The sequence below is a fragment of the Halomonas sp. BDJS001 genome (assembly GCF_026104355.1).
GTDB lineage: Bacteria > Pseudomonadota > Gammaproteobacteria > Pseudomonadales > Halomonadaceae > Vreelandella.
Map to the genome: position 1 here is coordinate 3452977 of NZ_CP110535.1, position 26349 is coordinate 3479325.

Annotated in this window: 25 protein-coding genes and 1 pseudogene; 13 read left to right on the plus strand and 13 right to left on the minus strand. The window is 56.9% G+C overall.

What is annotated here, in order from left to right:
- Window positions 1-7: 7 nt before the first annotated feature.
- Window positions 8-904, plus strand: a complete 897-nt coding sequence (locus OM794_RS16070; RefSeq protein WP_226247518.1) for a LysR family transcriptional regulator — start codon at window positions 8-10, stop codon at window positions 902-904.
- A gap of 11 nt (window positions 905-915) precedes the next feature.
- Here OM794_RS16070 and OM794_RS16075 read toward each other — a convergent pair whose 3' ends face one another.
- Window positions 916-2283, minus strand: a complete 1368-nt coding sequence (locus OM794_RS16075) for an L-serine ammonia-lyase (RefSeq protein ID WP_226247520.1) — start codon at window positions 2281-2283, stop codon at window positions 916-918.
- A gap of 209 nt (window positions 2284-2492) precedes the next feature.
- On the opposite strand from OM794_RS16075, the gene OM794_RS16080 reads away from it, so the two are divergent.
- A complete protein-coding gene (locus tag OM794_RS16080) occupies window positions 2493-3140 on the plus strand; it encodes a hypothetical protein (RefSeq protein ID WP_226247522.1) in 648 nt (215 codons plus the stop codon).
- Window positions 3141-3342: 202 nt separating this feature from the next.
- Window positions 3343-4914, plus strand: coding sequence for an AbgT family transporter (locus OM794_RS16085; RefSeq protein WP_226247524.1), 1572 nt, complete (start codon window positions 3343-3345; stop codon window positions 4912-4914).
- A 90-nt stretch (window positions 4915-5004) separates the two neighbouring features.
- On the opposite strand, the gene rpoD is transcribed toward OM794_RS16085, so the two are convergent.
- From rpoD to rpsU, 3 genes are all read right to left on the minus strand, one after another.
- Window positions 5005-6855: an RNA polymerase sigma factor RpoD gene (gene rpoD / locus OM794_RS16090; RefSeq protein ID WP_226247526.1), complete on the minus strand. Its 1851-nt coding sequence runs from the start codon at window positions 6853-6855 to the stop codon at window positions 5005-5007.
- Between the two features lie 226 nt (window positions 6856-7081).
- Window positions 7082-8947 (minus strand): DNA primase, encoded by a 1866-nt coding sequence (gene dnaG / locus OM794_RS16095; protein ID WP_226247528.1) that lies wholly within the window; start codon window positions 8945-8947, stop codon window positions 7082-7084.
- A gap of 246 nt (window positions 8948-9193) precedes the next feature.
- Window positions 9194-9409, minus strand: coding sequence for a 30S ribosomal protein S21 (gene rpsU / locus OM794_RS16100; protein WP_008956349.1), 216 nt, complete (start codon window positions 9407-9409; stop codon window positions 9194-9196).
- A 224-nt stretch (window positions 9410-9633) separates the two neighbouring features.
- Here rpsU and tsaD point away from each other — a divergent pair, with 224 nt between their 5' ends.
- The gene (tsaD, locus tag OM794_RS16105; RefSeq protein WP_226247530.1) at window positions 9634-10683 is read left to right on the plus strand and encodes a tRNA (adenosine(37)-N6)-threonylcarbamoyltransferase complex transferase subunit TsaD; all 1050 of its coding nucleotides are present in this window, start codon (window positions 9634-9636) and stop codon (window positions 10681-10683) included.
- An 8-nt stretch (window positions 10684-10691) separates the two neighbouring features.
- Here the strand turns inward: tsaD and plsY are convergent, their stop codons facing one another.
- Window positions 10692-11264, minus strand: coding sequence for a glycerol-3-phosphate 1-O-acyltransferase PlsY (plsY, locus tag OM794_RS16110; RefSeq protein ID WP_226247532.1), 573 nt, complete (start codon window positions 11262-11264; stop codon window positions 10692-10694).
- Window positions 11265-11354: 90 nt separating this feature from the next.
- Here plsY and folB point away from each other — a divergent pair, with 90 nt between their 5' ends.
- Both folB and folK read left to right on the plus strand, forming a co-directional pair.
- Window positions 11355-11735, plus strand: a complete 381-nt coding sequence (gene folB / locus OM794_RS16115; RefSeq protein WP_088698852.1) for a dihydroneopterin aldolase — start codon at window positions 11355-11357, stop codon at window positions 11733-11735.
- Complete coding sequence (gene folK / locus OM794_RS16120) at window positions 11732-12280, plus strand: 2-amino-4-hydroxy-6-hydroxymethyldihydropteridine diphosphokinase (protein WP_226247534.1); 549 nt, start codon at window positions 11732-11734, stop codon at window positions 12278-12280. The genes folB and folK overlap by 4 nt, the downstream gene beginning before the upstream one ends.
- A gap of 4 nt (window positions 12281-12284) precedes the next feature.
- Here the strand turns inward: folK and OM794_RS16125 are convergent, their stop codons facing one another.
- A complete protein-coding gene (locus OM794_RS16125) occupies window positions 12285-13439 on the minus strand; it encodes a polynucleotide adenylyltransferase (protein WP_226247536.1) in 1155 nt (384 codons plus the stop codon).
- A pseudogene (locus OM794_RS16130) lies at window positions 13439-14256 on the minus strand (symmetrical bis(5'-nucleosyl)-tetraphosphatase). Before OM794_RS16130 ends, OM794_RS16125 begins: the two are co-directional and overlap by 1 nt.
- Before the next feature lie 194 nt (window positions 14257-14450).
- Here OM794_RS16130 and OM794_RS16135 point away from each other — a divergent pair.
- On the plus strand, window positions 14451-14630 hold the full coding sequence (locus OM794_RS16135; RefSeq protein WP_226247539.1) for a hypothetical protein: 180 nt from the start codon (window positions 14451-14453) through the stop codon (window positions 14628-14630).
- On the plus strand, window positions 14630-16078 hold the full coding sequence (locus tag OM794_RS16140) for a GMC oxidoreductase (protein ID WP_226247541.1): 1449 nt from the start codon (window positions 14630-14632) through the stop codon (window positions 16076-16078). Before OM794_RS16135 ends, OM794_RS16140 begins: the two co-directional genes overlap by 1 nt.
- Here the strand turns inward: OM794_RS16140 and apaG are convergent.
- The 5 genes from apaG to OM794_RS16165 are packed head-to-tail and all read right to left on the minus strand — an operon-like array spanning window position 16075 to window position 21887.
- On the minus strand, window positions 16075-16452 hold the full coding sequence (apaG, locus tag OM794_RS16145) for a Co2+/Mg2+ efflux protein ApaG (protein WP_226247543.1): 378 nt from the start codon (window positions 16450-16452) through the stop codon (window positions 16075-16077). The genes OM794_RS16140 and apaG overlap by 4 nt on opposite strands.
- Entirely contained in the window at window positions 16449-17276 is an 828-nt protein-coding gene (gene rsmA, locus OM794_RS16150; RefSeq protein ID WP_226247545.1) for a 16S rRNA (adenine(1518)-N(6)/adenine(1519)-N(6))-dimethyltransferase RsmA, read from the minus strand. The genes apaG and rsmA overlap by 4 nt, the downstream gene beginning before the upstream one ends.
- A gap of 26 nt (window positions 17277-17302) precedes the next feature.
- Window positions 17303-18373 (minus strand): 4-hydroxythreonine-4-phosphate dehydrogenase PdxA, encoded by a 1071-nt coding sequence (gene pdxA / locus OM794_RS16155; protein ID WP_226247547.1) that lies wholly within the window; start codon window positions 18371-18373, stop codon window positions 17303-17305.
- Entirely contained in the window at window positions 18373-19398 is a 1026-nt protein-coding gene (locus tag OM794_RS16160; protein ID WP_226247548.1) for a peptidylprolyl isomerase, read from the minus strand. The genes pdxA and OM794_RS16160 overlap by 1 nt, the downstream gene beginning before the upstream one ends.
- Before the next feature lie 35 nt (window positions 19399-19433).
- Entirely contained in the window at window positions 19434-21887 is a 2454-nt protein-coding gene (locus OM794_RS16165) for an LPS-assembly protein LptD (RefSeq protein ID WP_265153909.1), read from the minus strand.
- Window positions 21888-21957: 70 nt separating this feature from the next.
- Between OM794_RS16165 and OM794_RS16170 the strand changes: the two genes are divergently transcribed.
- From OM794_RS16170 to speD, 5 genes are all read left to right on the plus strand, one after another.
- Window positions 21958-22962, plus strand: a complete 1005-nt coding sequence (locus tag OM794_RS16170; protein ID WP_226247550.1) for an aminoglycoside phosphotransferase family protein — start codon at window positions 21958-21960, stop codon at window positions 22960-22962.
- Window positions 22962-23630: an N-acetylmuramate alpha-1-phosphate uridylyltransferase MurU gene (murU, locus tag OM794_RS16175; protein ID WP_226247551.1), complete on the plus strand. Its 669-nt coding sequence runs from the start codon at window positions 22962-22964 to the stop codon at window positions 23628-23630. The genes OM794_RS16170 and murU overlap by 1 nt, the downstream gene beginning before the upstream one ends.
- Window positions 23631-23633: 3 nt before the next feature.
- Complete coding sequence (locus OM794_RS16180) at window positions 23634-24056, plus strand: gamma-glutamylcyclotransferase (protein ID WP_226247553.1); 423 nt, start codon at window positions 23634-23636, stop codon at window positions 24054-24056.
- Window positions 24057-24127: 71 nt separating this feature from the next.
- Window positions 24128-24556 carry an OsmC family protein gene (locus OM794_RS16185; protein ID WP_088698865.1) on the plus strand — a complete coding sequence of 143 codons (429 nt, stop codon included), beginning with the start codon at window positions 24128-24130 and terminating at the stop codon, window positions 24554-24556.
- On the plus strand, window positions 24553-25347 hold the full coding sequence (gene speD, locus OM794_RS16190) for an adenosylmethionine decarboxylase (RefSeq protein WP_226247555.1): 795 nt from the start codon (window positions 24553-24555) through the stop codon (window positions 25345-25347). The genes OM794_RS16185 and speD overlap by 4 nt, the downstream gene beginning before the upstream one ends.
- A gap of 81 nt (window positions 25348-25428) precedes the next feature.
- Here the strand turns inward: speD and lpxL are convergent, their stop codons facing one another.
- The gene (gene lpxL / locus OM794_RS16195; RefSeq protein ID WP_226247557.1) at window positions 25429-26343 is read right to left on the minus strand and encodes an LpxL/LpxP family Kdo(2)-lipid IV(A) lauroyl/palmitoleoyl acyltransferase; all 915 of its coding nucleotides are present in this window, start codon (window positions 26341-26343) and stop codon (window positions 25429-25431) included.
- Between the last annotated feature and the right edge of the window lie 6 nt (window positions 26344-26349).

Genomic DNA, 26349 nt, shown 5'->3' on the forward strand with positions numbered 1-26349 from the left:
AGTTAGCATGCAGCACTGGAGCCGTATCGAAGCCTTTGTCGAGGTGGTGCGTTTAGGCACCTTCTCTGCTGCGGCCCGTCACCTGAAGGTATCGACCTCCCATATCAGCCGTCTGGTTAGTCAGCTCGAAAACCAGTTAGGGGTACAACTGCTCTACCGCACCACCCGCCAGATCCGCTTAACCGATGCAGGCACTACCTACGTGGAGCACTGCCGCCATCTATTTGACGGTCTAAGGGATGCCGAGCAGGCACTTAGTGAGCTTCAGGATAAGCCCAATGGGCTGCTTAAACTTACCTCCGCCACCACCTTCGGTGAGCGCTTTATCGCCCCACTGGTTAATGATTTTCAGTGTTTACACCCGCAGTTGGACATCCATATGCATTTCACTAACCGGCCGGTGGAGCTGATTGAGGAGGGCTACGACATTGCCATTCGGATGGGAGTGTTGAAGGATTCCAGTCTTATTGCCAGGCGCCTGTGCGACCGCCGCGAGTATATCGTCGGTTCACAAAGCTACTTTCGCCAAGCGCCACGCCCGCACACGCTGGGCGAGCTAAACCAGCATCGTTGCCTTATCGGCTCACGGCCTAATTGGTTGTTTGAAGTGAACGGCCAGCGTCGTGAAGTGCGCGTAGAAGGTCGCTGGAGCGCCAATTCAGGCCCGGCTTTATTAGATGCCGCACTTAAAGGACTGGGGCTTGCACAACTGCCCGACTATTATGTTGGCCCCTACCTGGCCAGCGGTGAACTGGTGGCCGTGCTTGAGCCCTTTCGACACCACGACACTGCTGTCTGGGCGGTCTACCCACGACACCGCCATCTGTCGCCCAAAATACGCCAGTTGGTCGACTACTTGGCCGCCAACATTGACAGCTTATTGCCCAATAAGCCGCTGGCTTAACACTTAAAGACCTAGCACTCGATGGCATTGACAGCGAGCCCGCCCTTGGAGGTCTCTTTGTATTTATCCTGCATATCACGGCCGGTGTCGCGCATGGTACGAATCACTTTATCCAGTGATATAAAGTGCTCGCCATCGCCGTGTAGTGCCATTCGCGCCGCGTTGATCGCTTTGACGGAAGCGATCGCATTGCGCTCGATGCAGGGCACTTGTACAAGCCCGCCTACCGGATCACAGGTCAAACCCAGGTTATGCTCCAAGCCAATCTCGGCGGCGTTCTCCACCTGGCCCGGTGTTCCGCCCAGTACTTCAGCAAGCCCTGCGGCCGCCATGGCACAGGCGGAGCCCACTTCACCCTGACAACCTACTTCCGCACCGGAAATAGAGGCGTTCTTTTTGCATAAAATACCCACTGCCCCGGCGGTAAGCAGAAAATCCACCACATCGGCCTCGCTGGCATCGGGCTCAAACTTCAAGTAGTACGCCAATACAGCAGGCACAATCCCCGCCGCGCCATTGGTCGGGGCGGTGACCATGCGCCGCCCGGCAGCGTTCTCTTCATTGACCGCCAACGCAAAGACATTGACCCAATCCATCACGGTAAAACTCGACACGATCAGGCGCTGATTGGCCGGTGGATTAAGCAACTGTTGATGCAGCAGCTGCGCTCGACGGCGTACATTCAAGCCCCCAGGCAAATGGCCTGTTGCGCGCAGGCCATTCTCGATGCTGTCGCTCATGGCGTGCCAAATAGTCAGCAGCTCTTCACGTATGGCTGATTCGCTACGCCAGGCTTTTTCATTTTCAAGCATCAACTGGCTAATACGCAGTTGATGCTGCTGGCATAGCGCGAGCAGCTCGGCAGCCGTATTGAAGGGGTAAGTCAGCTCAGTAGCGTCTTCCCCCATCTCGCCTTGATCTGCCTTAGCCTGATCGACATAGAAACCGCCCCCGAGGGAGTAAAACGTATTGGTCGCTATCAACTCATCATCACAATAGGCACTCAGCACCATGGCATTGGGATGAAACGGCAGGCAGGCCTCATCCCACTCCACGTCGTTACGCGCGTCGAAAGCGATTGACTGGCCATTGGCAAGCACCAGCGGCTCGCCCTCTTCAAGCTGCTTTAACCGCGCGACAATCGTGTCCGGATCGACGCTTTCAGGCGCTTCGCCCATTAGCCCCATGATCACCGCCTGGTCGGTACCATGCCCCACCCCAGTGGCGGCAAGCGAACCATGCAGCCTCACCACCAACCGGGTAACGCGGGCATCGTCAAGCGCCAGGGCAAAGTCGCGGGCGGCACGCATTGGCCCCACCGTGTGGGAGCTAGAGGGCCCAATGCCAATTCGGAAAAGATCGAACACACTAATAGCCATGCCTATTTCACCTCACAACACTGTTATTACCTGCCTACGGGACACTTTGCAGCGCCGACGACCAAACGTCGAGTGATTAACCGCAATATCGACGTGCGAACGTATAAGTGTGACGATATAATGAACATTCAACCCTGCATGTATTTATATGCACATGTCATTGCAAAATTGTGTAGTAGCTACGCTGCTTACCCACAAAGGATGTTGGTATGTCTTCCCCCCCTGCCTGGCCCATTGGGTTTCAAACCATCTTAGTACGTGCGGTGCTGTACGTACTGTTTATTGGCGCAATTACCCAAGGCGCCTATTTAGAAGCGCTCTATCTCCCCTCAGTACGCTTTTCTGAGCTGGGCTTTACCGAATTCACCCAAACGCTGGTGCTGGCCACCTGCTGCGCCATGCTGATTTATATTCGTCAGGTACTTAAAGTCTGGCCCACCGTTACACTGCTGCTACTGGCATTTGTGGCCGCCTCTCTAGTGCGTGAGCAGGATCACTTTTTAGATAACTATGTGGCTCATAACACCTGGAAGGTACTTGTTGCGCTGATTATTCTTCCCACGCTCTTTTGGGTGATTAAACAGCGTCAACGCTTTCTGGAGGAGTTCGCACATTACAGCAACACCTTCGCCTTTGGCCTGTTTACGGCAGGCGTGCTGACCACTTATATATTCTCGCGCCTGTATGGGCGGCAGGAGTTCTGGCAAGCCGTTCTTGAAGAGAGCTACTCGGGAACCTTTAAGAGTGTTGCTGAAGAAGTCGTCGAACTGCTCGGCTATAGCCTAATTTTGATCGCCACGTTGGAACTGCTGCTACTGGCTCGGCGCGTCTACACAGCCCGCCAATTATCGTCTTAACTCCCCTTATACCCGTTTAATGTAAGCCCACTTGGTAATCCGTGACGAGCGCCGTCTTTGCTTGGCAAGACGGCGTTTCATTTTTCAAATCTCGTTATGCAAAAAGCCGTTTGCGACCCGCTACGCTTCAACGTAGTGTCGGTCGCTATGCTTCATAGCCACATTTTTCACTACAAACCCTTACATTGACGACATAAAACTTATGAATAAAACCAAACATAATGAAAAAAACCTCCAGCGTGGTTTTTTCACCCGTTTTCTAGATAGCGTTGAGTGGCTAGGTAACCTGCTGCCTCATCCCGTCACACTGTTTGCAATACTATGCGTATTGGTAGTTATCGCCAGCGGTGTTGCGGCTGCACTGGGGGTTTCCGTAGCCGATCCACGACCCGCCAATGAGGGTGAGTGGATCGCCGTGAACTCTTTACTCAATGCAGAAGGTTTACGCCGACTGGTCACCGAAATGGTCACTAATTTCACTAGCTTCGCACCACTTGGCACCGTGTTGGTAGCTATGCTAGGTGTAGGAGTTGCCGAGCATTCGGGGTTGCTTTCTGCGAGCATGCGCGCCCTAGTACTCAACCGCTCCCCCCGAATTGTTACTTACGCGGTAGTCTTTGCAGGCATCATGTCTAATATGGCTGCAGAGCTTGGTTATGTGGTACTGATTCCACTTGCCGCTATGATATTCCACTCACTGGGCCGCCATCCCCTTGCGGGCCTAGCTGCTGCGTTCTGTGGTGTTTCTGGGGGATACAGCGCTAACCTGCTAATCGGCACGGTTGACCCATTACTTTCAGGTATTACCCAGGAAGCGGCCCGGCTACTTGACCCTGCTTATGTGGTCGGCGCAGAGGCCAATTGGTTCTTTATGTTTGCCAGCACGTTCTTCGTGACGCTGATTGGTGGACTGGTCACCGAGCGCATCGTAGAACCCAAGCTGGGTAAATTTGATCCTGCTTACGCCGATAACGACATTGACCAACAAAGCATGGGAGGGCTTTCATCAACGGAAAAGCGCGCCTTAAAAGGCACCGGCTTAGCAGCGCTGGCATTAGTCGCGCTGGTCGCCGTGATGGTAGTGCCTGAGAGTGGAATACTGCGTAACCCTGAAACGGGGCTGATAAGCGGTTCACCGTTTTTACGCGGAATCGTTGTGATTGTAGCGGTGTCATTCACCCTATTAGGCTTTGTCTATGGTCGCCTAGCAGGCACCATGCACAATGACCGCGACGTGGTAAACGCCATGGCTAAAAGCATGAGCAGTCTGGGCCTATACATCGTTCTGGTGTTCTTCGCTGCTCAGTTTGTGGCGCTATTTAACTGGAGTAACTTTGGTACCGTGACCGCAATTGCTGGTGCCGATCTGCTGGAGTCTCTCGGGCTACGCGGCCCCGGCCTGTTTGCTCTGTTCATTATTATGTGTGCATTCGTCAATTTGTCGTTGGGCAGCGCCTCTGCGCAGTGGGCGGTGACGGCTCCCATCTTTGTCCCCATGTTGATGTTAATGGGCTACGCGCCCGAGGTCATCCAAGCAGCCTATCGTATCGGTGATTCCGTCACCAACCTCATTACCCCGATGATGAGCTATTTTGGCCTGATCCTCGCTGTAGCAACACGTTACCGGAAAAATATGGGCATCGGCACGCTGGTTGCTATTATGCTCCCCTATACGCTATTCATGCTGATCGGATGGAGCCTACTGTTCTTCGTTTGGGTGTTTGTGTTTGGGTTACCTGTTGGCCCTGGTTCTGCCACTTACTACTCGTTGTAAGCACTCACAGGGCATAAAACAAAAAGCCCGTCGTTCTGAGAACGACGGGCTTTTTACTATCTATCACTCACTATTCGCAACTTACGGCATTCACTCGTCGAGGAACGAACGCAGCGGCTCGGAGCGGCTGGGGTGACGCAGCTTGCGCAGCGCTTTGGCTTCAATCTGACGAATTCGCTCACGGGTTACGTCAAACTGCTTGCCCACCTCTTCCAGCGTATGGTCAGTGTTCATATCGATACCGAAGCGCATACGCAACACCTTCGCTTCGCGGGCGGTCAAGCCGCCTAACACGTTACGCGTTGCTTCGATAAGGCCTTCACCGGTGGCCATATCGATGGGCAGCAGCATAGTGCCATCTTCGATAAAGTCGCCCAGATGGGAGTCATCGTCGTCACCAATCGGCGTCTCCATGGAGATCGGCTCTTTGGCGATTTTGAGCACCTTGCGTACTTTATCTTCCGGCATTTCCAACCGCTCGCCGAGCTCTTCCGGCGTAGGCTCACGACCCATTTCCTGCAGCATCTGGCGCGATACGCGATTGAGCTTGTTGATCGTCTCAATCATATGCACCGGAATACGGATAGTGCGTGCCTGATCGGCAATCGAACGGGTAATTGCCTGACGAATCCACCAAGTAGCGTAGGTCGAGAATTTATAACCACGGCGGTACTCGAACTTATCTACCGCTTTCATCAAGCCGATGTTGCCTTCCTGGATAAGATCCAGGAACTGCAAACCCCGGTTGGTATACTTCTTGGCGATCGAGATTACCAGACGCAGGTTAGCCTCAACCATCTCTTTCTTGGCGCGGCGGGCTTTCGCCTCACCTATTGAGAGCTTGCGGTTCACCTCTTTAAGGTCGGCAACCGAGAGCTGCACCATATCCTCTTCGAAGGCGATCTTGCGCTGGGCCCGGGCGATATCGGCGCGCAGCGGCTCAAGGCGGTCGGCGTACTTGCTCTGCGCTGCCTGGAATTCATCCAGCCATGTTTTGCTCGACTCATTACCAGGAAACGACTTGATAAACGTCTTACGCGGCACCTTGGCTTTTTTCACGCACAGTTGCATGACCGCTTTCTCTTGGGCACGCACTTGCTCAACGCTGATACGCACTTGACCCACTAAGCGCTCAAAATGCTTGGGTACCAGCTTGATGGGCGAGAAAAGTACCGCCAAACGAGCTTGCTCGGCTTTGAGCTCGGGACTGCCACGGCCATACTTGGCAAACGCCGCTTCGACCAAGGCGTTCTGCTCACGAATCTGCTCGAAACGCGCACGCGCCTCTTCAGGATCCGGGCCGCCTTCGCTGGCCGTGGAGTCGTCGTCTTCATCGTCGCCGTCGTCGTCGATATCCTCTTCAAGCTCGGACTCGGGTTCTGGTTCGGGCACCTCTGCTTCGGCAACACCAGGGATGCCCTCATCGGGATCGATGAAACCAGAAAACAGATCCGAAAGACGCCCTGGCGCTTCTTCATCCTGAGTGGCGTCATAAGCGTCCAAAATAGACGCGACGGCACCCGGCAAATAGGCCAGAGACGACATCACTTCACGGGTACCCTCTTCGATCCGTTTGGCGATTTCAATTTCGCCTTCACGGGTCAGAAGCTCAACCGTGCCCATTTCACGCATGTACATGCGTACGGGGTCAGTGGTGCGGCCTACATCGCTTTCCACGGCGGCAAGGGCCGCTACGGCCTCTTCCGCAGCGGACTCGTCCGTGGATTGATCCGACATCATCAAAGTGTCTTCATCTGGCGCTTCTTCAGCGACACTTATACCCATGTCGTTGATCATGCCAATGATGTCTTCCACTTGATCCGGGTCGGCGATATCCTCGGGTAGATGGTCGTTGACCTCGGCATAGGTCAGGTAGCCCTGTTCCTTGCCTCGAGCGATCAACTCCTTCAGACGCGACTGCTGCTGCGCATTTCCAGCCATAGAAACCCTATCTCGACGAAGAAGAATGAAACACCTGGAGCGCTGAATCGATTAAACTCAACAAGCCGTACAGTATAGCGTAAAAAGCAGGAAATTTTCCAGCCCGACGTATTTGCGCGGTAATTCAGGTGTGTTAGTTTGTTCGGTTAGGCCAACGCTCGGTGGCTGACCCTATATCTGGTGCTGAAACGTTAGGAATTCAACCCCCATCGCCCAAGACACCGCCTCATTGGCGCTGAGCAAGCTCCATTACCAAACTTGCCAAACGCTGACGCTGCTCCTTATCCAACTTTTGCCCAGCGCGCTCCTGCGCCAGCAACGCCGTGTACTCCTCTTGGGGAGAACGCTGACGCTGAACGTACTGCAAGTGTTCCACCAAACCCTGCAGCTCTGCTTCCCGATCTGCTTTGGGAATCAACAGTTCGCGCTTGGCGAAGGCCGCCAAGGCCTGCCCCTGCTGGCTGCCTTGAAAATGCGCCAATACCACTTGCGGGCTGCGGTAGCGACCCGCCTTGAGCAATTCAATCAACTCTCGGCATAGCGGCGCATCGTCATCTTCCGGCAACCACTCCCAATGATCAGGCAGCGTGGCCACCAGATTGGGCTCATGCAGTAACAGTTGCACGATACGCCCAACCGGGGAGAGCGCCTGGGATCGTGAGCGCGATGAGCGTGTTGACGTTGCCAAAACAGCGCCGGGCGCGTACGAGGCCGCATCAGCCGCCCCTTGCCCTGACTGCTCCTGCGATACATCACCTTGGGCGACGGATCGCTGCGATGCCTGGGCACGCTTTTCAAGCAGTACTTTCAACTGCTCTTGCGCCAACCCGCTACGCTTTGCCAATGACTCTAGCAGTAACGATTTGAGCATGCCTTCAGGCACTTTGTTCAATGCTTCGAGCACCTGACTGGCAAACCGTTCGCGCCCTTCCACGGTATTCAAATCGCGCCCCTGGGCCGCCTGTTCGAACAGAAACTCCGACAGCGGCATGGCACAGGTCACACGATCCTGAAATGCCTGGGTGCCTTCACGACGCACCAGGGTGTCCGGGTCATCACCTTCGGGCAGAAACAGAAAGCGCGCTTCACGGCCATCAATCATTTGTGGCAGCGCGGTTTCCAACGCCCGACTGGCCGCCTGCCTGCCTGCACGGTCACCGTCGAAACAGAACACCACGCGACTCACCAACCGAAACAGGCGGGTCAAATGGTCTTCCGTGGTGGCGGTACCCAGCGTGGCCACGGCGTTATGAATACCGTATTGCGCCAGCGCCACCACATCCATATAACCTTCGACCATGACCAGTTGCTCAAGTTTGCTCGAGGCTTGGCGCGCCTCATACAAGCCGTATAGCTCACGGCCTTTATGGAACACTGGTGTTTCCGGCGAGTTAAGGTATTTGGGCTGATCATCACCCATCACTCGACCACCGAAGGCAATCGTACGACCGCGCAAATCGCGAATCGGGAACATTACCCGATCACGAAAGCGGTCATAGGTACGTCCGGTATCTTCGCGGTGAATCAACAGGCCGTACTCGACCTGCACTGGCTCACCAATACCGCGCTCGCTGAGGTGCTGTTTCAGCGCCTCCCAGCCTGCCGGAGCGTAACCAATGCCATAGGCCTTGATCACGTCGTCCGAGAGCCCACGACCCGACAAATAGCGTTGAGCGGACTGGCCTTCCTGCATTTTTAACCGCTCGCGATAAAAACTGGCCGCGAGTTCCAGCAGGTTGACGCCCTCTTTGCGCTTCTTTTCACGCTCTCGAGCACGCGGGTCATCAGCGCCTTCCCGCGGCACTTCAATACCCAGGCGTCCAGCCAACTGCTCTACCGCTTCCGGAAACGGTAGCTTGTCATACTCCATCAAGAAGCGTAGTGCATTACCATTAGCTCCGCAGCCAAAGCAGTGATAAAACTGCTTATCAGCACTGACGGTGAACGATGGGGTTTTCTCTTGATGGAAGGGACATAGCCCGGAATAGTTGCGGCCAGCCTTTTTAAGCTGCACACGCTCACCAACCACCTCGACCACATCAACGCGGCCTAACAGGTCATCAATGAAACGCTGTGGAATTTGGCCTGCCATGAACTACGGGCATCCTCGCGCAAAGCGCTAACTTTCGAGACTGTTTTTAAAAACCGCTCTTAACAACCCTGCTTAACGTCATCAGGCCCATTGCCAGATCACCTTAAACAGCGACGCTCTTGAACGATCGCTTTGAACAACGATGGCTTTCAAAACAACAGTCAAAAACAAACGGCCACCTAGTGGCGGCCGCTTGGCATCCCTCTTGAGACGACCAGCTAACTGCTCCGGCCCCTCGGGTACGGATCAATAGAGCCGTTCGAAACGCTTTTGCTCACGCTGGACTTTCTTAGCGTGGCGTTTTACGGCAGCTGCCGCTTTGCGCTTGCGCTCAGCAGTCGGCTTCTCATAGTGCTCGCGGCGGCGTACTTCAGAAAGAACACCGGCTTTTTCGCAAGAACGCTTGAAGCGACGCAGGGCGACGTCAAACGGCTCGTTATCACGTACTTTTACAGAAGGCATTAAGCACTCACCTACCTTAAGGAGTCTTGAGTTCGGATAGTACGTACACTGCGATATTACATTTTAGAACACGGTGTACGACCCAGTTTTACAGCGCACAGTAGTTTAGTCGCCGTTGACCATCTTTGCAAATGCTTACGCTGACCTGCTGCGACAATGTTAGACTACTGCACTTGTGTTTTTCACTTTTACATCTTTTGAATAGCCTTTGAGAGTCCCTCTTTATGCGTGTTCTGGGCATTGAAACATCCTGCGACGAAACGGGTGTCGCGCTTTACGACACCGCGTTAACCGGCGGCAAGGGGCTGCTCGCCGATGCGCTGTATAGCCAAATCACCATGCATGCAGAATTTGGCGGCGTGGTGCCCGAGCTCGCTTCTCGCGATCACACCCGCAAGTTACTGCCGCTGATTGAGCAGGTACTGAGCGACGCCAAGCTGACGCGCCATGACCTGGATGGCATCACTTACACCGCAGGCCCGGGCTTGGTCGGCGCATTAATGGTGGGCGCCAGTACGGCTCACGGCATGGCACGCGCTTTAAATATCCCGGTGCTCGGCGTACACCATATGGAAGGCCACTTATTGGCACCGATGCTGGAAGATGAACCACCCGAGTTCCCTTTCGTGGCGCTGCTGGTATCCGGCGGCCATACCCAGCTCGTCGAAGTTCAGGGGTTGGGTCGCTATCAGTTGCTCGGCGAATCGGTGGACGATGCCGCAGGTGAAGCGTTTGATAAAGCCGCCAAGATGCTAGGACTGGCCTACCCAGGCGGCCCCCAGGTCGCCAAGTTAGCGGAACAGGGCGACCCTAAGCGCTTTCGCTTCCCGCGCCCCATGACCGACCGTCCAGGGCTTGATTTCAGTTTCTCGGGCTTAAAAACCCACACCATGACGGCTATTAGCCAACTGGAAACAGCCGGTGAACTCGACGCCCAGGCCCGTGCCGACGTTGCCCGCGCCTTTGAAGAGGCCGTGGTCGATACGCTAGTAATCAAGTGTCGTCGAGCGCTGGATCAAACCGGCTTGAAGCGCCTAGTGGTGGCGGGCGGAGTCAGCGCCAATCATCGCCTGCGCGGACGGTTACAAGCAGAGTGTGAAAAACGCCAGGCCCGCGCCTACTACCCGCGTGGGCGGTTCTGCACTGACAATGGCGCCATGATTGCTTATGTCGGTGCTCAACGCCTGGCAGCGGGCGAGCACGACGCCCCCGGCATGATGCAGGCGACGCCCCGCTGGCCGCTGGATCAGTTGACCCCGCCTGTCTCAAACTAACAACCACGCTAAGAACCACGAAACGGCGGCTCTTCACCGCGTCGCAGTCGGCGAATATTAAGCCCGTGGCGGGCCAACACCAACAGGCTGAAGCCCCCCACCACCATCACATATTCCGGCGCCAGCCAGCCACAGGCCAGCGGCGCCAGGAGTGCGCTCACCAGCGAGGCCAGCGCCGCGGTTTTTAGTCGCCACGCCAGCAGCGCCCATATCGATGCACTCAGGAGCGCTACCTGAGGCACCAGTACCAGCAGCACACCAAAGGCACTGGCGACCGCTTTACCGCCACGAAAGCCATGCCACAGTGGAAAGCTGTGACCGAGCAATACGGCCAATCCCACGATGCCCTGCAGCCAGACTGGGTAGCCCATCAACTTTGCGCCCAAAACAGCAGGCATGGCTTTTAAAGCATCTAACAGCAGCGTGGCTGCCGCTAAACGGGGGCCATATAAGCGCAGCACGTTGGAAAAGCCGGGATTAAACGAGCCGAATTGGCGGGGATCGCCCACGCCCACCAAGCGGCAAACGCTTAGCGCTGCCAGCCAACTGCCACTTAAATACCCCACCACTATCCACACCATGGTGCCATGCTCGCTTTGTGGCCCGATATACTGTCGTTTCCCCCCATCCTAACGTACAATCGCCCGCTTGTTACCGCAGGGGGAAGCTGGATGGATCGCATTTTGATTGAAGCGTTAAGCGTCGATACTGTGATTGGTGTCTACGACTGGGAGCGCTCGATTCAACAGTCACTAAGCTTAGACCTGGTGTTGGCGACCGACATTCGCTCGGCGGCTGCCACCGACGATTTACGCCTTACCCTGGACTACGCCGCTATCTGCCAGCGCATTCAGCAGTTTGCCGATGCCCATCAGTTCGCCCTGGTCGAGACCTTTGCCGAACGGCTCGCTGAGTGCCTGCGGACGGAGTTTCCGATCAGTTGGCTGCGCTTGACGGTACGTAAACCGGGGGCGGTGCCCAACGCCGCCAGCGTCGGCCTGGAAATTACTCGCGGCGCTCTGCCGGAGGCAGCCCAGGAGACCCACGCATGAACCTGGTGACCGTCAGCTTAGGCAGCAATATTCACCCCACTCGGCATATCCGCTGCTGCCTCGATGCGCTTGCTGATACTTTCGGCTCCCTGCAAATCTCTCGCGTGTTTGAAAGCGAGCCGGTCGGCTTCGCCGACACCCGCAATTTCTATAACCTGGTGGTGGCATTTTATAGCACCTGGACGCCTGGCGAACTACAGGCATGGGGCAAGCAGCTGGAAATAGAGCATGGCCGCCTGCCCGACATTGCCAAATTCAGCCCCCGCGCGCTGGATATCGACTTGCTCACCGTGGGTAGCCTTTGCGGCACGGTTGACGAAATCGACTTACCACGTAGCGAAATCACCCATAATGCGTTTGTGCTACAGCCGCTTGCTGAGCTGCTGCCCGAGGAGCGCCACCCCCGCTGCGGCACGCCCTATGCCGCGCTATGGAGCGCCTTTGAGCTTGGTAGCCAACGCCTTTGGGCGGTGGATTTCAGTTGGCGCGGCCGCTGGATCTCCCAGGCTGACCAACAGCCCCTGCTGGCGGCGGCACGCCGGTAAGCGGCTAGGTTAGTGCCACCTCCACGGCCTGCGCGCGGCGATCTCGCAAGGCCTCCCCCAACGCCGCCCCTTGATACCCCTCGGCTATCAGTGCTTGGGGGCTAACCGCCCGCGCAGCTTTCCAGGCGCTTTCAAGCGGGTCAACCTGCTCCGGCGCCAGCACCTTGACTAACGCCAGCTGCCCCTCGACCTGCTCTGGCTTACGCCAGCCATCCAAACGCTCCAACCACCGCAACACGTTGGCGCCCTCTAACGCGTCGGAAGGCAGCGCCTGGTTTGTTAGCGAATGGTTTATTAAAGAATGGGTAAGCGCGGTATGGCGAGCTAATTGGGCAACCGCATTGGGCAGTTTGAGTCGTTCCGACAAAGCATCGCGCTGCTCAGCAGTTAGCGGCGATACCAGCTGCGCATGGTGCCAATGAGCCAATGGGAACATGTCGCTATCAGGCACCTGAGCCATCGCTGCCAAGCCCTTCACCAACGCTTCGCCCGCCAATTCCGGCCACCACACGCTGAGCGCGTCGCAACGCTCAAGGGTGGTGAAGTAGACCTCGGGGCTTGGTTCACCCAAGGCCTTTTCCGTTTCGACCCAAACCCGCTCGGCGGCCAGGTGTTCAAGTTCGCCACTTTGGCTTACCGTGCGCATAAGCGCCAAAGTTTCAGGAGCAATGGTGAAACCGAGTGACGCATAGCGGGCCAGAAAACGTGCGGTACGCAGCACCCGCAGCGGGTCTTCGCTAAATGCCGCAGAGATATGCCGCAACACGCGCCGTTCGATATCGCCTTGTCCATTAAACGGGTCGGTTAATTCGCCGTCGGTGTTCTGGGCAATGGCGTTAATGGTCAGATCACGCCGCAACAGATCCTCTTCCAGGCTGACATCGGGGCTGGCGTGCACTTCAAACCCGCCATAGCCATGGCCAGACTTACGCTCAGTGCGGGCCAGGGCATACTCCTCGGCCGTATCCGGATGCAGAAAGACCGGAAAGTCGCGCCCCACGGGCTTAAAGCCGCGCTTGCGCATGGCGTCTGGCGTAGCGCCCACCACCACCCAGTCATTGTCATAGACCGGCCAGCCGAGTAACTCATCGCGCACGGCGCCGCCCACCCGATACACGTTCAAGCCCGCTAAACGTGGATCGCTATTGGTCTCTTTCACTACTGTCTACTCCGTTGCTGGCTCGCCACACTGGTTCGCTCTCCGCTGTCCAGATTGAGCGCGGTTAATCGCCCCCCCCAAACGCAACCCGTATCCAACGCCTCCACGGGGACCCGCGCCTGCGGGGTTCTTCCCTCCAGTGCCGCCCAGTGGCCGAAAAGCAGTCGGGTATTATCATCACGCGGGTATTGAAACCAGGGCAGAAAACCCGAAGGCGCACTATCCAGCCCCTCTTTGGCGGCAAAATCCAAACGCCCCTGGGCATCAATAAAGCGCATACGGGTGAGCACATTAACAATCAGCCGCAGACGATCCATGCCGTCTAGATCGTCGCGCCAGCTATCTGGCTGGTTGCCAAACAGCTGGGTTAAAAACTTACCGGAAGCGTCACTGCCCAGCGCCGCCTGCACTTCACGCCCCAGCGACTCGGCCTGGATCACGCTCCATTGGGGAAGCAGCCCGGCGTGGGTCATCAGCGTACCGTTTTCAATCACGCAAAGCGGTTGGCTCTGTAGCCAATCCAGTAGCGCTTCGCGATCAGGGCGCCCAGAATACCGCTCAGGGTGTCGTTTTTCTTCAGTTTGCCGCCGCCCCGCGCCACGACCAGCAAATGAAAATCGTGGTTGCCCAGTACGCTGCGGGCAGCGCTCCCCAGCGCACGCACTTCGCGCAGGCACGCTAAAGAGCCTGGGCCACGATTAATCAAATCACCCACCAGCCATAGCGTATCCCGAGTGGGATTGAAGCTGAGCTTCTCCAGAAGGGCTACAAATTCGGCGTGACAGCCGTGCAGATCGCCGATCGCATAGGTACTCATGCGGGAGCCTTTTTCATAAAATAAGTGGGCTAATACTACCACTTCACCGATACCCTCTGCCTGCCGTAGACGGTTTATGTTGATGATTAGCACTGGTTAAAAGCGCGAACCTGGCTCACTATAAAAGTACGCTTTGATGCTCTTAAGCCATTCTTAGCCACCTGGTAATCACCGTTAAGGAAAACGATACGCCTATGGCAATGGATCACTCTCGACGCAGCCTGCTGCGAGTTGCAACACTGGCAGGCCTTGGTGCCCTCATACTTCCCGGCACAGCGCTTCTACCTGCAGCACGTGCTGCTGCTATCAAGCCTGGCCCGCCCCCCGTTGCGGTGACGGTTAATGGCTGGCTACTGAACAGCAGTGACCGCTGATGTATATCGCCTTTGAGGATATCAGCGAACACAGTGACACCTGGGATATCTGCATTATCGGCGCAGGTGCAGCGGGCATTTCCATGGCCGTCACCCTGGCGGAGCGAGGGCATCGGGTACTGCTCTGCGAAGGCGGCGATGCGGACTACAGCGAACGCTCCCAGGAGAGCTACCGGGGCGACGTCGTCGGCGACCCCTATATTCCCCTGTATGGCGCTCGGCTGCGCCATTTGGGTGGGTCGACCAATCACTGGGGCGGCATTTGTCGCCCTTTGGATCGCTACGACTTCAATGCCAAAGCCGCCGCCAGCGAAACGGCCTGGCCTATAGGCCGCGATGCGTTAGCGCCTTACTACAGCGCAGCCGTCAATATGCTCGGCCTGGAGCTCACACCAGCCGACCATTTAATCCCTGAGGCGGGGTTAAAACGCATCTATTTTTCGCTGGGTCACCCCACACGCATGAAGGAGAAGCATGCCGCTACGCTGAGCGATTCGGCCACGCTGGAGTGCTGCCTAACAGCCAACTTGGTGGCACTGGAAACCCAGGCTGGCAAAGTCACCAGCGCCACTTTTAGAAATTACCGGGGCGACTACCGCAAGGTTCAAGCGCGCTACTTTGTGCTCGCCTGCGGCGGCATCGAAAACTCGCGCTTGCTGCTGTGGTGCAACCAGCAACTAAATGGCCAGCTAATCCCCCAGGCCGACACTTTAGGGCGCTACTGGATGGAGCACCCTCATGCCACGGTGGGCAAGGCGCTGCTATTTGAACCCGCCGCCCTGGGTTTGGACGACGAGTACAACGTTTTCCTCTCCCCTACCGCTGACGCCATCAACACACGGCAAATACTTAATTGTGGGCTGCGTTTGCACCGCATGAATGCTGAAGCCACCCAGGAGCTGATTGACGAGCTAGCCGACCAGGCGCCTAGGCTGGTCGGCCGGGTACGTGTCTGGCAGGCCCAGGGGCGGGTAATCCACGGTGCAGTGCTAAGAGCCGCCTGGGAGCAGGAACCGCGCTATGAGAATCGTATTGAGTTGAGCGATGAGCTGGATGAACTGGGGGTGCCGCGTAGCCGATTGGTATGGCGGCAATCTGATCTGGATCGCCGCACCATTCGCGAGAGTATGCTGCTGCTGGGAGAGTATCTGCGCGATAACGAGGTGGGTAGGCTGCAAATGGAGCCCTGGCTAGCCGCTACGCCGGTGGAACTGCCCAGCGAAGGCGAGTTGGCGGGGCGCCACCATATGGGCGGCACGCGCATGAGCCTGAATGCGGAGGACGGCATTGTTAATGCCGACTGTCGCCTGTTTGCCCAGGATAACGTCTACGTGGCGGGCTCCAGCGTTTTTGCCAGCGCAGGGCATGCCAACCCCACGTTAACCCTTGTACAGTTGGCCCTGCGGCTTTGCGACCATCTGGAGAGTAGGCTAACGCATAGCGCTTAATGGAGCTGGAGTGGCACAGCCAACCTAAATGGGTTAATCGCCACCTCAAAAACACGCTGGGTGGAGGTGTCTAACAGTGTATAGGCACCCTCCATCACCCCCACCGGGGTCTGGAGAATCGCCCGGCTGGTGTAGCGAAAGCTTTGGCCGGGCCCGATCAGCGGCTGCTGGCCGACGACGCCTTTGCCGCGCACTTCTTGGTACTCGCCGCCTCCCTGGGTAATTTTCCAGTAGCGCGCCATAAGCTGAACGCTGTGGGGGCTTTGATTGTGGATGGTCACGGTGTAGCTAAATACGAAGCGTGACTCTCCATCATTTGACTCATCGGCACGATAGTCAGGCACAACGCTTACTTTGATCGCCAGGTCACTCACGTTTGGATTCCCCGCTCACCGTTTGCCTGCTCGTCGGCGGTAACACGGTTGGCTATGGCCACGTACTCCGCCACGGTCAAGGTTTGGGGGCGGCGAATGGGGTCAATGCCCAGCCCTTCCAGGGTATCGGCAGTTACCCGCCCTTTGAAATTATTGCGTAGCGTTTTTCGCCGCTGGCCAAAGGCGAGCTTTACCAGCTCAAACAGTAGCGCGGGGTCTTCCGCGGTATGGGGCAGCGTTGCGTGGGGCGTTAAGCGCACGATGGCCGAGTCGACTTTGGGCCGTGGCACAAAGGCTTCCGGCGGCACTATAAACAGCTGCTCGACCTGGCAGTAGTACTGGGCCATCACCGACAGACGCCCCCAGTCGGTACCGCCGGGCTCTGCAGCTAAACGTTCAACCACCTCTTTTTGCAGCATAAAGTGCATATCTTCTATGGCGCTTCCTGCCGCCAGCAGATGAATGATCAGTGGTGTGGAGATGTTGTAGGGCAGGTTGCCCACCACACGCAGCGCGGGCCCATCGCCTTTCAGCGCGGCAAAATCGAACTTCAGCGCGTCGCCTTCATGAATCACAAACTCGGGGTAGTTGAAGAACTGCACCCGCAGGCCGGGAATCAGGTCGCGGTCGAGTTCGATCACTTCCAAGTGCCCCGCGGCTTCCAGCAGCGGCTCGGTCAGCGCTCCCTGGCCTGGGCCAATTTCGACCAGGCGATCCGTCGAACGCGGGCCAACGGCACGAACGATCCGCGAAATAATGCCGAGGTCGCGTAGAAAGTTCTGGCCAAAGCGTTTACGGGCGCGGTGTTGGGGCACAGTAGACATCAAACGGTGTTCCTTGGAGTGCGGATTCAATCGGGGGATTTTATAGACAACCGCTGCGCGGCTAGACGGCGCGCAAGGGTGATAGCGACGTTTAGGCTGCCGGGGTCTGCCACGCCTTTGCCAGCCAGATCCAGCGCGGTGCCATGATCGACCGAAGTGCGTACAAATGGCAAGCCCAGAGTAATGTTAGCGGCCTGACCAAAGCCAGCGTATTTTAACACCGCCAAGCCCTGGTCGTGGTACATCGCCAGCACTGCATCGACACCAGCCAAATGCCTGGGGGTAAACAGCGTATCGGCAGGCAGCGGGCCAAGTATATCCACTCCCTCAGCGCGCAGTGCATCAAGGGCGGGAATAATCACATCCAGCTCTTCGCGCCCGAGGTGGCCATCTTCGCCGGCGTGAGGGTTTAAGCCACACACCGCAATGCGTGGCTGGGCAACCCCAAACTGGTGCTGCAAATCGGCCGCCAGCAAGCGGCTGATACGCGTTACCCGCTCAAAGGTGATAGCGTCGGCGACGTTGCGCAGCGGCAAGTGAGTGGTCACCAGCGCCACACGCAGGTCGCCACCCCCTTGCCAGCCTGGTGACACCGCATGCAGTGCCGTGTCGGTGGCGAGCATCATCACCACCTCCTCAATGCCGCAGGCGTCGCGCAACCACTCGGTGTGGCCGGTAAAGCCTGGATGACCGCCGTCGATGATCACGCCTTTGTGCAGCGGCGCCGTCACCATGGCGGAAGCCAAACCTTTTTGGCAGGTATCCACGGCCAGCGACAGCGTCGCCAGCACATAATCAGCATTGGCCGGATTGAGCACGCCTGGTGTGGCAGGCGCATTCAGTACGACAGGCCAAACCCACAACCCATTGGAACCACTTGGAGGCTCGCCGGGCGAACACACATTAATGGTGATATTGAGCCCCAGCGCAGTTGCGCGCTGGCGCAACATATCCGGATCGCCAATGGCCACCGTGTTTTCAGGAAGCTTGCCCCGAGCCGCCAGCATGAGCGTTAGCTCTGGGCCGACACCTGCCGGTTCGCCAGTGGTCACGACCACCGGCAAAGCGTTATCGGTTGATAAAGCGCCCGCAGCCATTAGAGTCGAATATCAACAAAGGCCTGAGAGCGCACCTCTTGCTGCCAGGTCTCTAACTCTTCGTTAGCGCGACGCTGGAAGATCGCTTGACGCACCTGCTCGCGCTGGCTCTCTTGGGTAACGTTTTGACGACGACGCTCCTCTACCTCAATCACGTGGTAGCCAAACTGAGAACGTACCGGCTGGGATATCTGGTTAACGTCCAGCTCACGCATCGCTTCTTCAAAGGCGGGAACGGTCTGACCTGGGCGAACCCAGCCCAGTTCGCCACCGTTGAGGGCCGTTCCGCTGTCGTCACTCATCTCACGGGCGACTGAGGCAAAATCCTCGCCTTGTGTCAAACGCTGGCGCACCTCTTCCGCGCGTGCGCGGGCTTGGTTTTCATCACGATTTGGGGTCAGGGCAATCAGCACGTGGCGGGCACGGGCCTCTTCAATAAAGTTCTGCTCGCTGGACTGACCGGGCTGCTGATTTAGAAAGCGCTCGACGTCGCGGTCACTGACCGATACGCGGTTACTGATCTGCCGCTGCTGCACTTGGCGCATCAACATTTCGCGGCGAATGTCTTCACGCACGCTGGCCAGCGTCATGCCATCGGCTTCCACGGCATCGGCAAATTCATCCAGCGTCATGCCGTTGGATTCAGCAATTGAGCGAACCTGCCTGTTGAGCTCGGTATCATCAATGCTCAAATTGGCATCTTTCGCCATTTGCAGTTGGATCTCTTCCATCACCATGCGTTCAAGCACCTGACGCTCCAACTGGGAGCGCGGCGGAAGGTTGCCGCCCTGAGCTTGCGCCTGCTGCTCGATTTGCGCCATCCGATCATTAAGCTCGCTGCGCATAATCACATCATCGTTAACCACTGCCACCACACTGTCTAACGCCTGACGCTGAGTGGATTGGAAGTCTTGCGCCTGAAGGGCTAGCGGGGCCAACGCAAGGCCCGCGCCTACACACAGAGCGAGCAGGCTTCCAGCAGAGAGCTGTTTCATGCGGCCTAGCAGGGGCTTTCTCATTTTCATAACAAACGTCTCTTTCATTAGCCATTCTCTGGAAGTCATTTAAGGGCAGTCGGACGATAGCCAGGAATGGTCTGTTCAAAATAGCTATCCGCATCCTGGCCAACGCCGCCTAGGCCACGGAATACGAAGCGTAAAAACAGCCCGCGATCATTAAAGTCATCATTAATGCGGGCAGTGTCATTGTCATCTACCCATTCGCGCCACACCAACTGCAGACCGTAACAGCAGTTGTTCCACTGCACACCTGCCAACTGCTCCAGTGAGCGATCATTGGTTTGATCGTGCAGGTAGCGGCCGATCAAATCAATGTTGGTGCTGGCTTTCAAAGCAAATGAGAGATCCCACTCTTCACGGCTGTAGTCGCGAAAGCCATCATCGCCCGGCAATACGCTGGGGTCGAACCCTTCGATCTCCCAACGATAGCCAAGGTTCACTACATGCCCTTCGGGATGCCGATAACCGACATCAACGCTGGAGCGTTCGGTGCGTTCCCGGTGGTCATCGTAGAGCCATTCTGCGCCACTGCTCCAGCGATCATTGATCTGCCAATCCAGGCGGGACACCAGCGGCGAACGATTCCGGGTAGCCTGATAACGGCTTTCTGGATTGACGCCAGGGTTGTCTTCCGGTCGATCCGGCAGCGTATCGGCATCGCCTTCGCTATCGATGCGGCGGTCGTCAAAGTAAACACTCTGGCCTACCCCGAACGAGAGCCGGTCTTGGCCGGAAGCATCTTCCAATAGACGCGACTGAATACCGTAAGAGAGTCGGTTAAGGTCGCCCACTCGGTCGGTGCCGGAAAAGCGCTGGGCTGACCAGAGCTGATCCCAGGAAAAAGCGCGCTCGCGGCTGTCGAAGTCAGGCAGCTCGCTCTGATCGGTGCGCGGCACGTAGGCGTAGTTCAAGCGCGGTTCCAGGGTTTGGCGGTAGTCCCGCCCACCGAGTGCCAGCTCACGTTCAAAGACCAGACCGCTGTCGATGGAGGTCAGCGCAACGCTGCGACTGGGTGAATCGCTACGCTGCGTGTCGCGCTCGCCATAATCCAGCTCATAGGCGGTGTTCCATAGCTCGGTGCGCGGCTCCAGGTAGCCCCAGGGCCGCTCAAAGCGCCAGCCAACCGCAGGCATAAGGTGCAAACGGCTACCAGTAGCCGCTTCACGCTCCGGCACGCGACGCTCATCCACGTCGCGCCAGAAATAGGTCGCGTTCGATCGCCACTGGGTGTATAGCCCATTGTCGAACTGCCAGTTGGCATTCGCGCTTAGGCTCGGCAGTTGGTAAAAGGGTTTATCGCTATCGCTAAGCGGGTCTTCCAGGCGCTGGAAACCCTGGGCACGGGCATCCAACTGCCAGCGCTGGCCGCGGTAATCGACCTGAGCCAAGCGCTCCATACTGGCGCGATCACTGTCGCCAAACTCACCACCGAAGTCATCGAAATAGCGTCCGTCACTGGCCGCTCCGTAGCGCAGCCGATAATTGCTGCGCCCGTTTACCCGCCCTGCATGACGGGCATCCACATACCAGCGATCATCACCCTCGAAGCGATTTTCTCCACCGCCAGAGCCACCGTCGTCACTGTTTAAATAGCCGCCTTCAACGATGCCCGAGCTCTCCTCGAACAGGTAGCGGTACTCACCGTTCATCAACAACCCGTGGTCGCTCATCCAGCGCGGCGTAATCGTCGCATCGTGGTTAGCGGCAATATTCCAGTAAAACGGCTGAGTGTAGTCGACACCGTCCGTGGAAAAGCCGATTGATGGCGATAGCAGCCCGGTATGGCGGCGATCATCAATGGGAAAGCGCAGCCATGGCCAGTAAAAAATCGGCACATCTTTTACCTCAAGGCGCGCATGACGGGCAGTACCAAAGCCTGAGGCCTGATCCAAACGAATATCACTGCTGACAAGCTGCCAGCTATTGGCGCCCGGGTCGCAGGTGGTAAAGCTTGCGTCCTGCAGGCGATACTCGTTTTCCCCGGTCTGCTCCAGCTGACTGGCTTGACCGCGTAAATGCTGCTCGTAGAGCACATAGTGGCTGTTGCCCAGGGTGGCCCGGTCTTCGTTTAGCCGGAGCATCGCCTGCTCGCCACGCACTAAAGCGCGCCCGTCGCGTATGGCGATATTGCCTTCAGCATCGACCTGCTGACGGTCGGCGGGTAAGAACACCCGCTCCGCCTGGACTTCCTCATTACCGCGTCGCAGTACTACATCCCCGCGTAGCAACGCCTCGCCATCGGCGGCATAATCGACGTCGCTGGCCTCTAGCGAGAGCGTTTCCGGGTTATCCTCCGCTGGCAAGCGGTAGTTGGGCATGACGTAGCGCCCGCGGCACAATTGGTTAGCCGCTTCCTCTTCCCCCCAGGGTTGCCAATCCAGCGCTTCAGCGGACATGGTTTGACCCTGAGCCACCGCCGTAAACGAGGCGCTAGCAAGCAAACTGCCCATTAGCGTATGCGCAACCGGCAAGGTGCGCGAAAATCGCTTGCCCATGTTCGTTATCCTTGGCATCCAGAATCGGTATTATACAGCCCGCATGATGCCCGACCAGCAAGGAGCTTGCATGTCCTCATATCGGATTAACGCCCTCACCCTGTGGGCCGCCCAACAAAATGGCCTATCCCAGGCCGATATTTCGCTTTCATCCGCCGTGGGCGATGCGAGTTTCCGGCGCTATTTTCGCCTCACGCTGCCTGACGGCACCACCCAGGTGGTCATGGATGCCCCCCCTGAACAAGAGGACTCCCAGCCGTTTGTTAACATCGCCAAGCGTTGGCGCAGCGCCGGACTGCCGGTACCTATGGTGCACGCGACCAACCTGGCGGATGGCTTTCTGCTGCTTGAAGACTTGGGCGATACGTCGCTTCAGCATCTATTTAGTGACGACGCTACCACACAGGCTTATCACACTCAGGCTCTCACGCTGATCGCCGCGCTGCAAAACCGCGCGGGCCCTGACGCGCTCCCCACTTATGATACGGCGCTGCTGGGCCGCGAACTCGACCTGTTTCCCGAATGGTGTCTCAGCGCCTGGTTAAGGCTGCCGCCGCCGGACAGTTGGTACGCCGTTCGTGAGCAGCTAATCCAGCACGCCTTAGCGCAGCCGGTGGTTACTGTGCATCGTGATTTTGATGCCATGAACCTGATGGTACATGAGCAGCAGTTGTTCATGATCGACTTTCAGGACGCCGTGGCGGGCCCGCTTAGCTATGATTTAATCTCGCTGTTGCGGGGACGCTACTGCCGCTTTAGCAATGAGCAGTTTGCCTACTTTGTCGATACTTTTTATCGCCAGGCGCGCAGCGACGGCCGACTTTCCAGCAGCATGGATTTTGCCACTTTTCTCACCCAGTGCCACGCTATGGCCGCTCAGCGCTCACTAAAAGTGTTGGGGATTTTCTGCCGTTTAACCCTGCGCGATCAAAAAAGTGGCTATCTGGAGCGCTTACCGCACTTTCTGGATCATCTGGAAGATAGCCTTTCGCACCTGACCGAGCAGGCTGAGTTCGCCGAGTGGATCAATCGCAGCTTACGGCCTGCCATCATGCAACGATTAGCGGAAATGTAATGAAAGCGATGATTTTAGCCGCAGGCCTGGGCAAGCGGATGCGACCACTCACTGACCACTGCCCCAAGCCACTGCTACCCGTGGCGGGTAAACCCCTGATCGTGCACCACCTGGAGCGACTTCGCCAGGCGGGCATTCATGAGGTCGTCATCAACGTCAGCTACCGTGCCGAGCAGATTATTGATGCGCTCGGCAGTGGTGACGCCTATGGAGTGCGCATTCACTGGAGTCGGGAAGCGGTGCCACTGGAAACCGGCGGGGGCATTCAGCAAGCACTGCCGATGCTTGGCGAGGCACCTTTTCTGCTGGTTAACGGTGACGTTTGGTGCCAAGCACTCCCCGACCAGCACGCGCTGCAAGGTAACGACCTGGCTCATTTGGTGCTAGTGGAAAACCCCTCTCACCATGCGAATGGGGATTTTGGGTTGGTGGGCGGGCGCGTGAATCAAAACAGCCCTGAGCGTTTGACCTACGCGGGTATCAGCGTGATTGATCCGGCCCTATTAGCCGATCAGCCCCAGGGAGCCTTTGCCTTGGCGCCACTCCTGAGAGCCGCTATTGATAACCAACGGGTAAGCGGCGAACGGTACGCAGGGCTGTGGGTCGACGTGGGAACCCCAGAGCGACTGACCGCACTGGAAAACCAGCTAATGGGCGAAAGAGGTTAGCCTATGCATCCGCACTTTTTACGCCAAGCAATCGCTGATACGCCCCGGGTGGCGGTCTACGGTACGCTGAAACAAGGCTTCAACAATGCTCACTGGCTAAAGGGTGCCACGCTGCTGGGGAGCGACGTCACCTCAGCGCTCACGCTCTACGATATCGGCCCCTACCCCGGCGCTAAATGGCAGCCGTCAAAAGGGGTCATGATAGAGGTGTATGAGATAAGCATCGATCAACTGGCCCAGTTAGACCGGCTAGAGGATTATCGTGTCAACGCCCCGGCCACGGGGGAGTATGACCGCCAGCAGATAACCACCTGTTTTGGTCTCGCCTGGATCTATCTTTACAATCCCAGTGTGGCAGGCAAAACAGCCATTTATGAGGGAGGCTGGTACATGCCGAGCATTAGTAATGTTCAACATCAACGTTGAGAAGAGGCGCGCAGGCCAAGAAATGTTATGCTGCGCGACTTACCTTTCGTCGCCTAGATGAGGAGAGCCGCGTGAAAGCACGGGTAAAATGGACAGAAGGCCGCCAATTCGTGGCGGAATCCGGTAGCGGGCACAGCGTTGTGATCGACGGCCCGCCCGACCATGGCGGCCGCAACACAGGGCCTCGCCCTATGGAAATGCTGCTGATGGGCATGGGCAGCTGCACCGCTTTTGATATCCTGAATATTCTTGATAAAGCCCGCGCTGATGTAACTGACTGCGTCGCTGAGTTGGATGCCGAACGCGCCGATGAAGTGCCCGCCGTCTTTACCAAGATCCACGTCCATTTCGTGGTAACCGGGCGCGCGCTGAAAGAGAAGCAGGTGGCCCGTGCGGTTGAGCTCTCCGCGGAAAAGTACTGCAGTGCATCGATCATGCTGGTTAACGGCGGCGTTAAGATCACCCATTCCTTTGAGATTATGGAGGAGGCTCGGACGTGACAGACAATCTCCGACTCCACGGGTTTAATAACCTGACCAGCTCGCTGAGCTTTAATATTTATGACATCTGCTATGCCAAAACCGAAGAGCAAACAGCGGCTTACATCGACTATATCGATGAGCTCTATAATGCTGAGCGTCTGACGCAGATTCTTAAAGACGTCACCAACATCATCGGCGCCCATGTTCTCAATATCGCCCGCCAGGATTATGAACCCCACGGCGCTAGCGTGACGATTTTGATTGCCGAGCATGAGCTTGACGAGGCGGCACCTGAGCAGATTAAGCCAGGCCCCGGCCCGCTACCGGAAACAGTGGTTGGACACCTGGATAAAAGCCACGTTACCGTGCACAGCTACCCCGAGTCGCACCCCGACAACGGTATCAGCACCTTCCGCCTAGATATCGATGTCTCCACCTGTGGTCATATCAGCCCGTTAAAAGCGCTGAACTACCTGATTCACAGTTTTGACTCTGACATCGTCACAATGGATTACCGGGTACGCGGCTTTACCCGCGACGTAGATGGTAAGAAACTGTTTATCGATCACGGTATTACCTCCATTCAAGACTACCTAGCTGAAGACACCAAGAATGCGTACCAGATGATGGACGTCAACGTGTATCAGGAAAACATGTTCCACACCAAGATGTTGCTCAAAGACTTCGAACTGGATAACTACCTGTTCGGCACATCGCGTCGCGACATTACCTTTGAAGAAGCACGGGATATCGAGGGCCGTCTGCGTAAAGAGATGCTGGAGATTTTCTACTCCCGCAATCTGGATTAAGCCCTCACATGGATTCAACGCAGCACCAGAACACCAAAAAGCCAGCTAGCGCTGGCTTTTTTTTTTGACGATTATGTGTGATTAATAAACGCTTGGCTCGCCTTCAGGACGGGTCTTAAAGCGCCGGTGCAACCAGAGGTATTGCTCTGGGTGCTTGCGAATGGCCAGCTCAATAAACTGATTGATCCGTGTGGCATCGGCTACTTCGTCATTGCTCGGAAAGCCTTCCAAAGCAGGCAGGCTTTCAATCGTATAGGTCGCATTATCCGGGTTGCGATGGAACATCATCGGCACTACCGGCGCGCCTGTCATTCGCGCAAGCTTGGCCGTCAAACGAATAGAGGCTGCCGGCTGCCCAAATAGGGGTGCAAACACACTCACATCACGGCCAAAATCCTGGTCTGGTGAATACCAAACCATACGTCCCGCTTTTAGCTGTCGCACCACACCGCGCAGATCATGACGGTCAATCGCCTGACCAAAAATGCGTCTACGGGCCCGGGTCATAAAGCGCTCAAACAGCGGGTTGTTATGGGGGCGATAAACGACATCGGCAGAAAAAAACAGTGAGTGCAGGGCACCGCCCAAGTCAAGCGTCGAAAAGTGAATACCGACAATAATCACACCTTTACCCTTAGCCTCCGCACGGGCCATATGCTCTTCGCCGATATAGGTGACCCGGTGGCGCAGAGGCTCACTATCCCGACACCAACCCGTGGCGGTTTCAATCAGGCCAATGCCATTGGCAATAAAAGTGTCTTTGACCAGCTGTCGCTGCTGTTCAGGGCTTTTTTCGGGGAAACAGAGCGCGATATTGGTTTCGGTAATATGCCGACGACGCTTGGCAAAGCGCCAGGCAAGTAGGCCAAGCCCTTTGCCGATGGCCATTTTTAACCGCCAGGGCAGCCAGGCAGCGATATACATGGCACCAATCGCCAGCCATGTGGGCCAGTATCGCGGGTGGGCGAACGAGCGCGGGTAACGTGATTTCGACATGCAAAC

What these genes read in the sequence shown, in the direction of transcription:
- OM794_RS16070 (WP_226247518.1), top strand. Translation starts at nt 8, where the DNA reads ATGCAGCACTGGAGCCGTATCGAAGCCTTTGTCGAGGTGGTGCGTTTA.
- OM794_RS16075 (WP_226247520.1), bottom strand. Translation starts at nt 2,283, where the DNA reads ATGGCTATTAGTGTGTTCGATCTTTTCCGAATTGGCATTGGGCCCTCT.
- OM794_RS16080 (WP_226247522.1), top strand. Translation starts at nt 2,493, where the DNA reads ATGTCTTCCCCCCCTGCCTGGCCCATTGGGTTTCAAACCATCTTAGTA.
- OM794_RS16085 (WP_226247524.1), top strand. Translation starts at nt 3,343, where the DNA reads ATGAATAAAACCAAACATAATGAAAAAAACCTCCAGCGTGGTTTTTTC.
- rpoD (WP_226247526.1), bottom strand. Translation starts at nt 6,855, where the DNA reads ATGGCTGGAAATGCGCAGCAGCAGTCGCGTCTGAAGGAGTTGATCGCT.
- dnaG (WP_226247528.1), bottom strand. Translation starts at nt 8,947, where the DNA reads ATGGCAGGCCAAATTCCACAGCGTTTCATTGATGACCTGTTAGGCCGC.
- rpsU (WP_008956349.1), bottom strand. Translation starts at nt 9,409, where the DNA reads ATGCCTTCTGTAAAAGTACGTGATAACGAGCCGTTTGACGTCGCCCTG.
- tsaD (WP_226247530.1), top strand. Translation starts at nt 9,634, where the DNA reads ATGCGTGTTCTGGGCATTGAAACATCCTGCGACGAAACGGGTGTCGCG.
- plsY (WP_226247532.1), bottom strand. Translation starts at nt 11,264, where the DNA reads ATGGTGTGGATAGTGGTGGGGTATTTAAGTGGCAGTTGGCTGGCAGCG.
- folB (WP_088698852.1), top strand. Translation starts at nt 11,355, where the DNA reads ATGGATCGCATTTTGATTGAAGCGTTAAGCGTCGATACTGTGATTGGT.
- folK (WP_226247534.1), top strand. Translation starts at nt 11,732, where the DNA reads ATGAACCTGGTGACCGTCAGCTTAGGCAGCAATATTCACCCCACTCGG.
- OM794_RS16135 (WP_226247539.1), top strand. Translation starts at nt 14,451, where the DNA reads ATGGCAATGGATCACTCTCGACGCAGCCTGCTGCGAGTTGCAACACTG.
- OM794_RS16140 (WP_226247541.1), top strand. Translation starts at nt 14,630, where the DNA reads ATGTATATCGCCTTTGAGGATATCAGCGAACACAGTGACACCTGGGAT.
- rsmA (WP_226247545.1), bottom strand. Translation starts at nt 17,276, where the DNA reads ATGTCTACTGTGCCCCAACACCGCGCCCGTAAACGCTTTGGCCAGAAC.
- pdxA (WP_226247547.1), bottom strand. Translation starts at nt 18,373, where the DNA reads ATGGCTGCGGGCGCTTTATCAACCGATAACGCTTTGCCGGTGGTCGTG.
- OM794_RS16160 (WP_226247548.1), bottom strand. Translation starts at nt 19,398, where the DNA reads ATGAAAATGAGAAAGCCCCTGCTAGGCCGCATGAAACAGCTCTCTGCT.
- OM794_RS16165 (WP_265153909.1), bottom strand. Translation starts at nt 21,887, where the DNA reads ATGGGCAAGCGATTTTCGCGCACCTTGCCGGTTGCGCATACGCTAATG.
- OM794_RS16170 (WP_226247550.1), top strand. Translation starts at nt 21,958, where the DNA reads ATGTCCTCATATCGGATTAACGCCCTCACCCTGTGGGCCGCCCAACAA.
- murU (WP_226247551.1), top strand. Translation starts at nt 22,962, where the DNA reads ATGAAAGCGATGATTTTAGCCGCAGGCCTGGGCAAGCGGATGCGACCA.
- OM794_RS16180 (WP_226247553.1), top strand. Translation starts at nt 23,634, where the DNA reads ATGCATCCGCACTTTTTACGCCAAGCAATCGCTGATACGCCCCGGGTG.
- lpxL (WP_226247557.1), bottom strand. Translation starts at nt 26,343, where the DNA reads ATGTCGAAATCACGTTACCCGCGCTCGTTCGCCCACCCGCGATACTGG.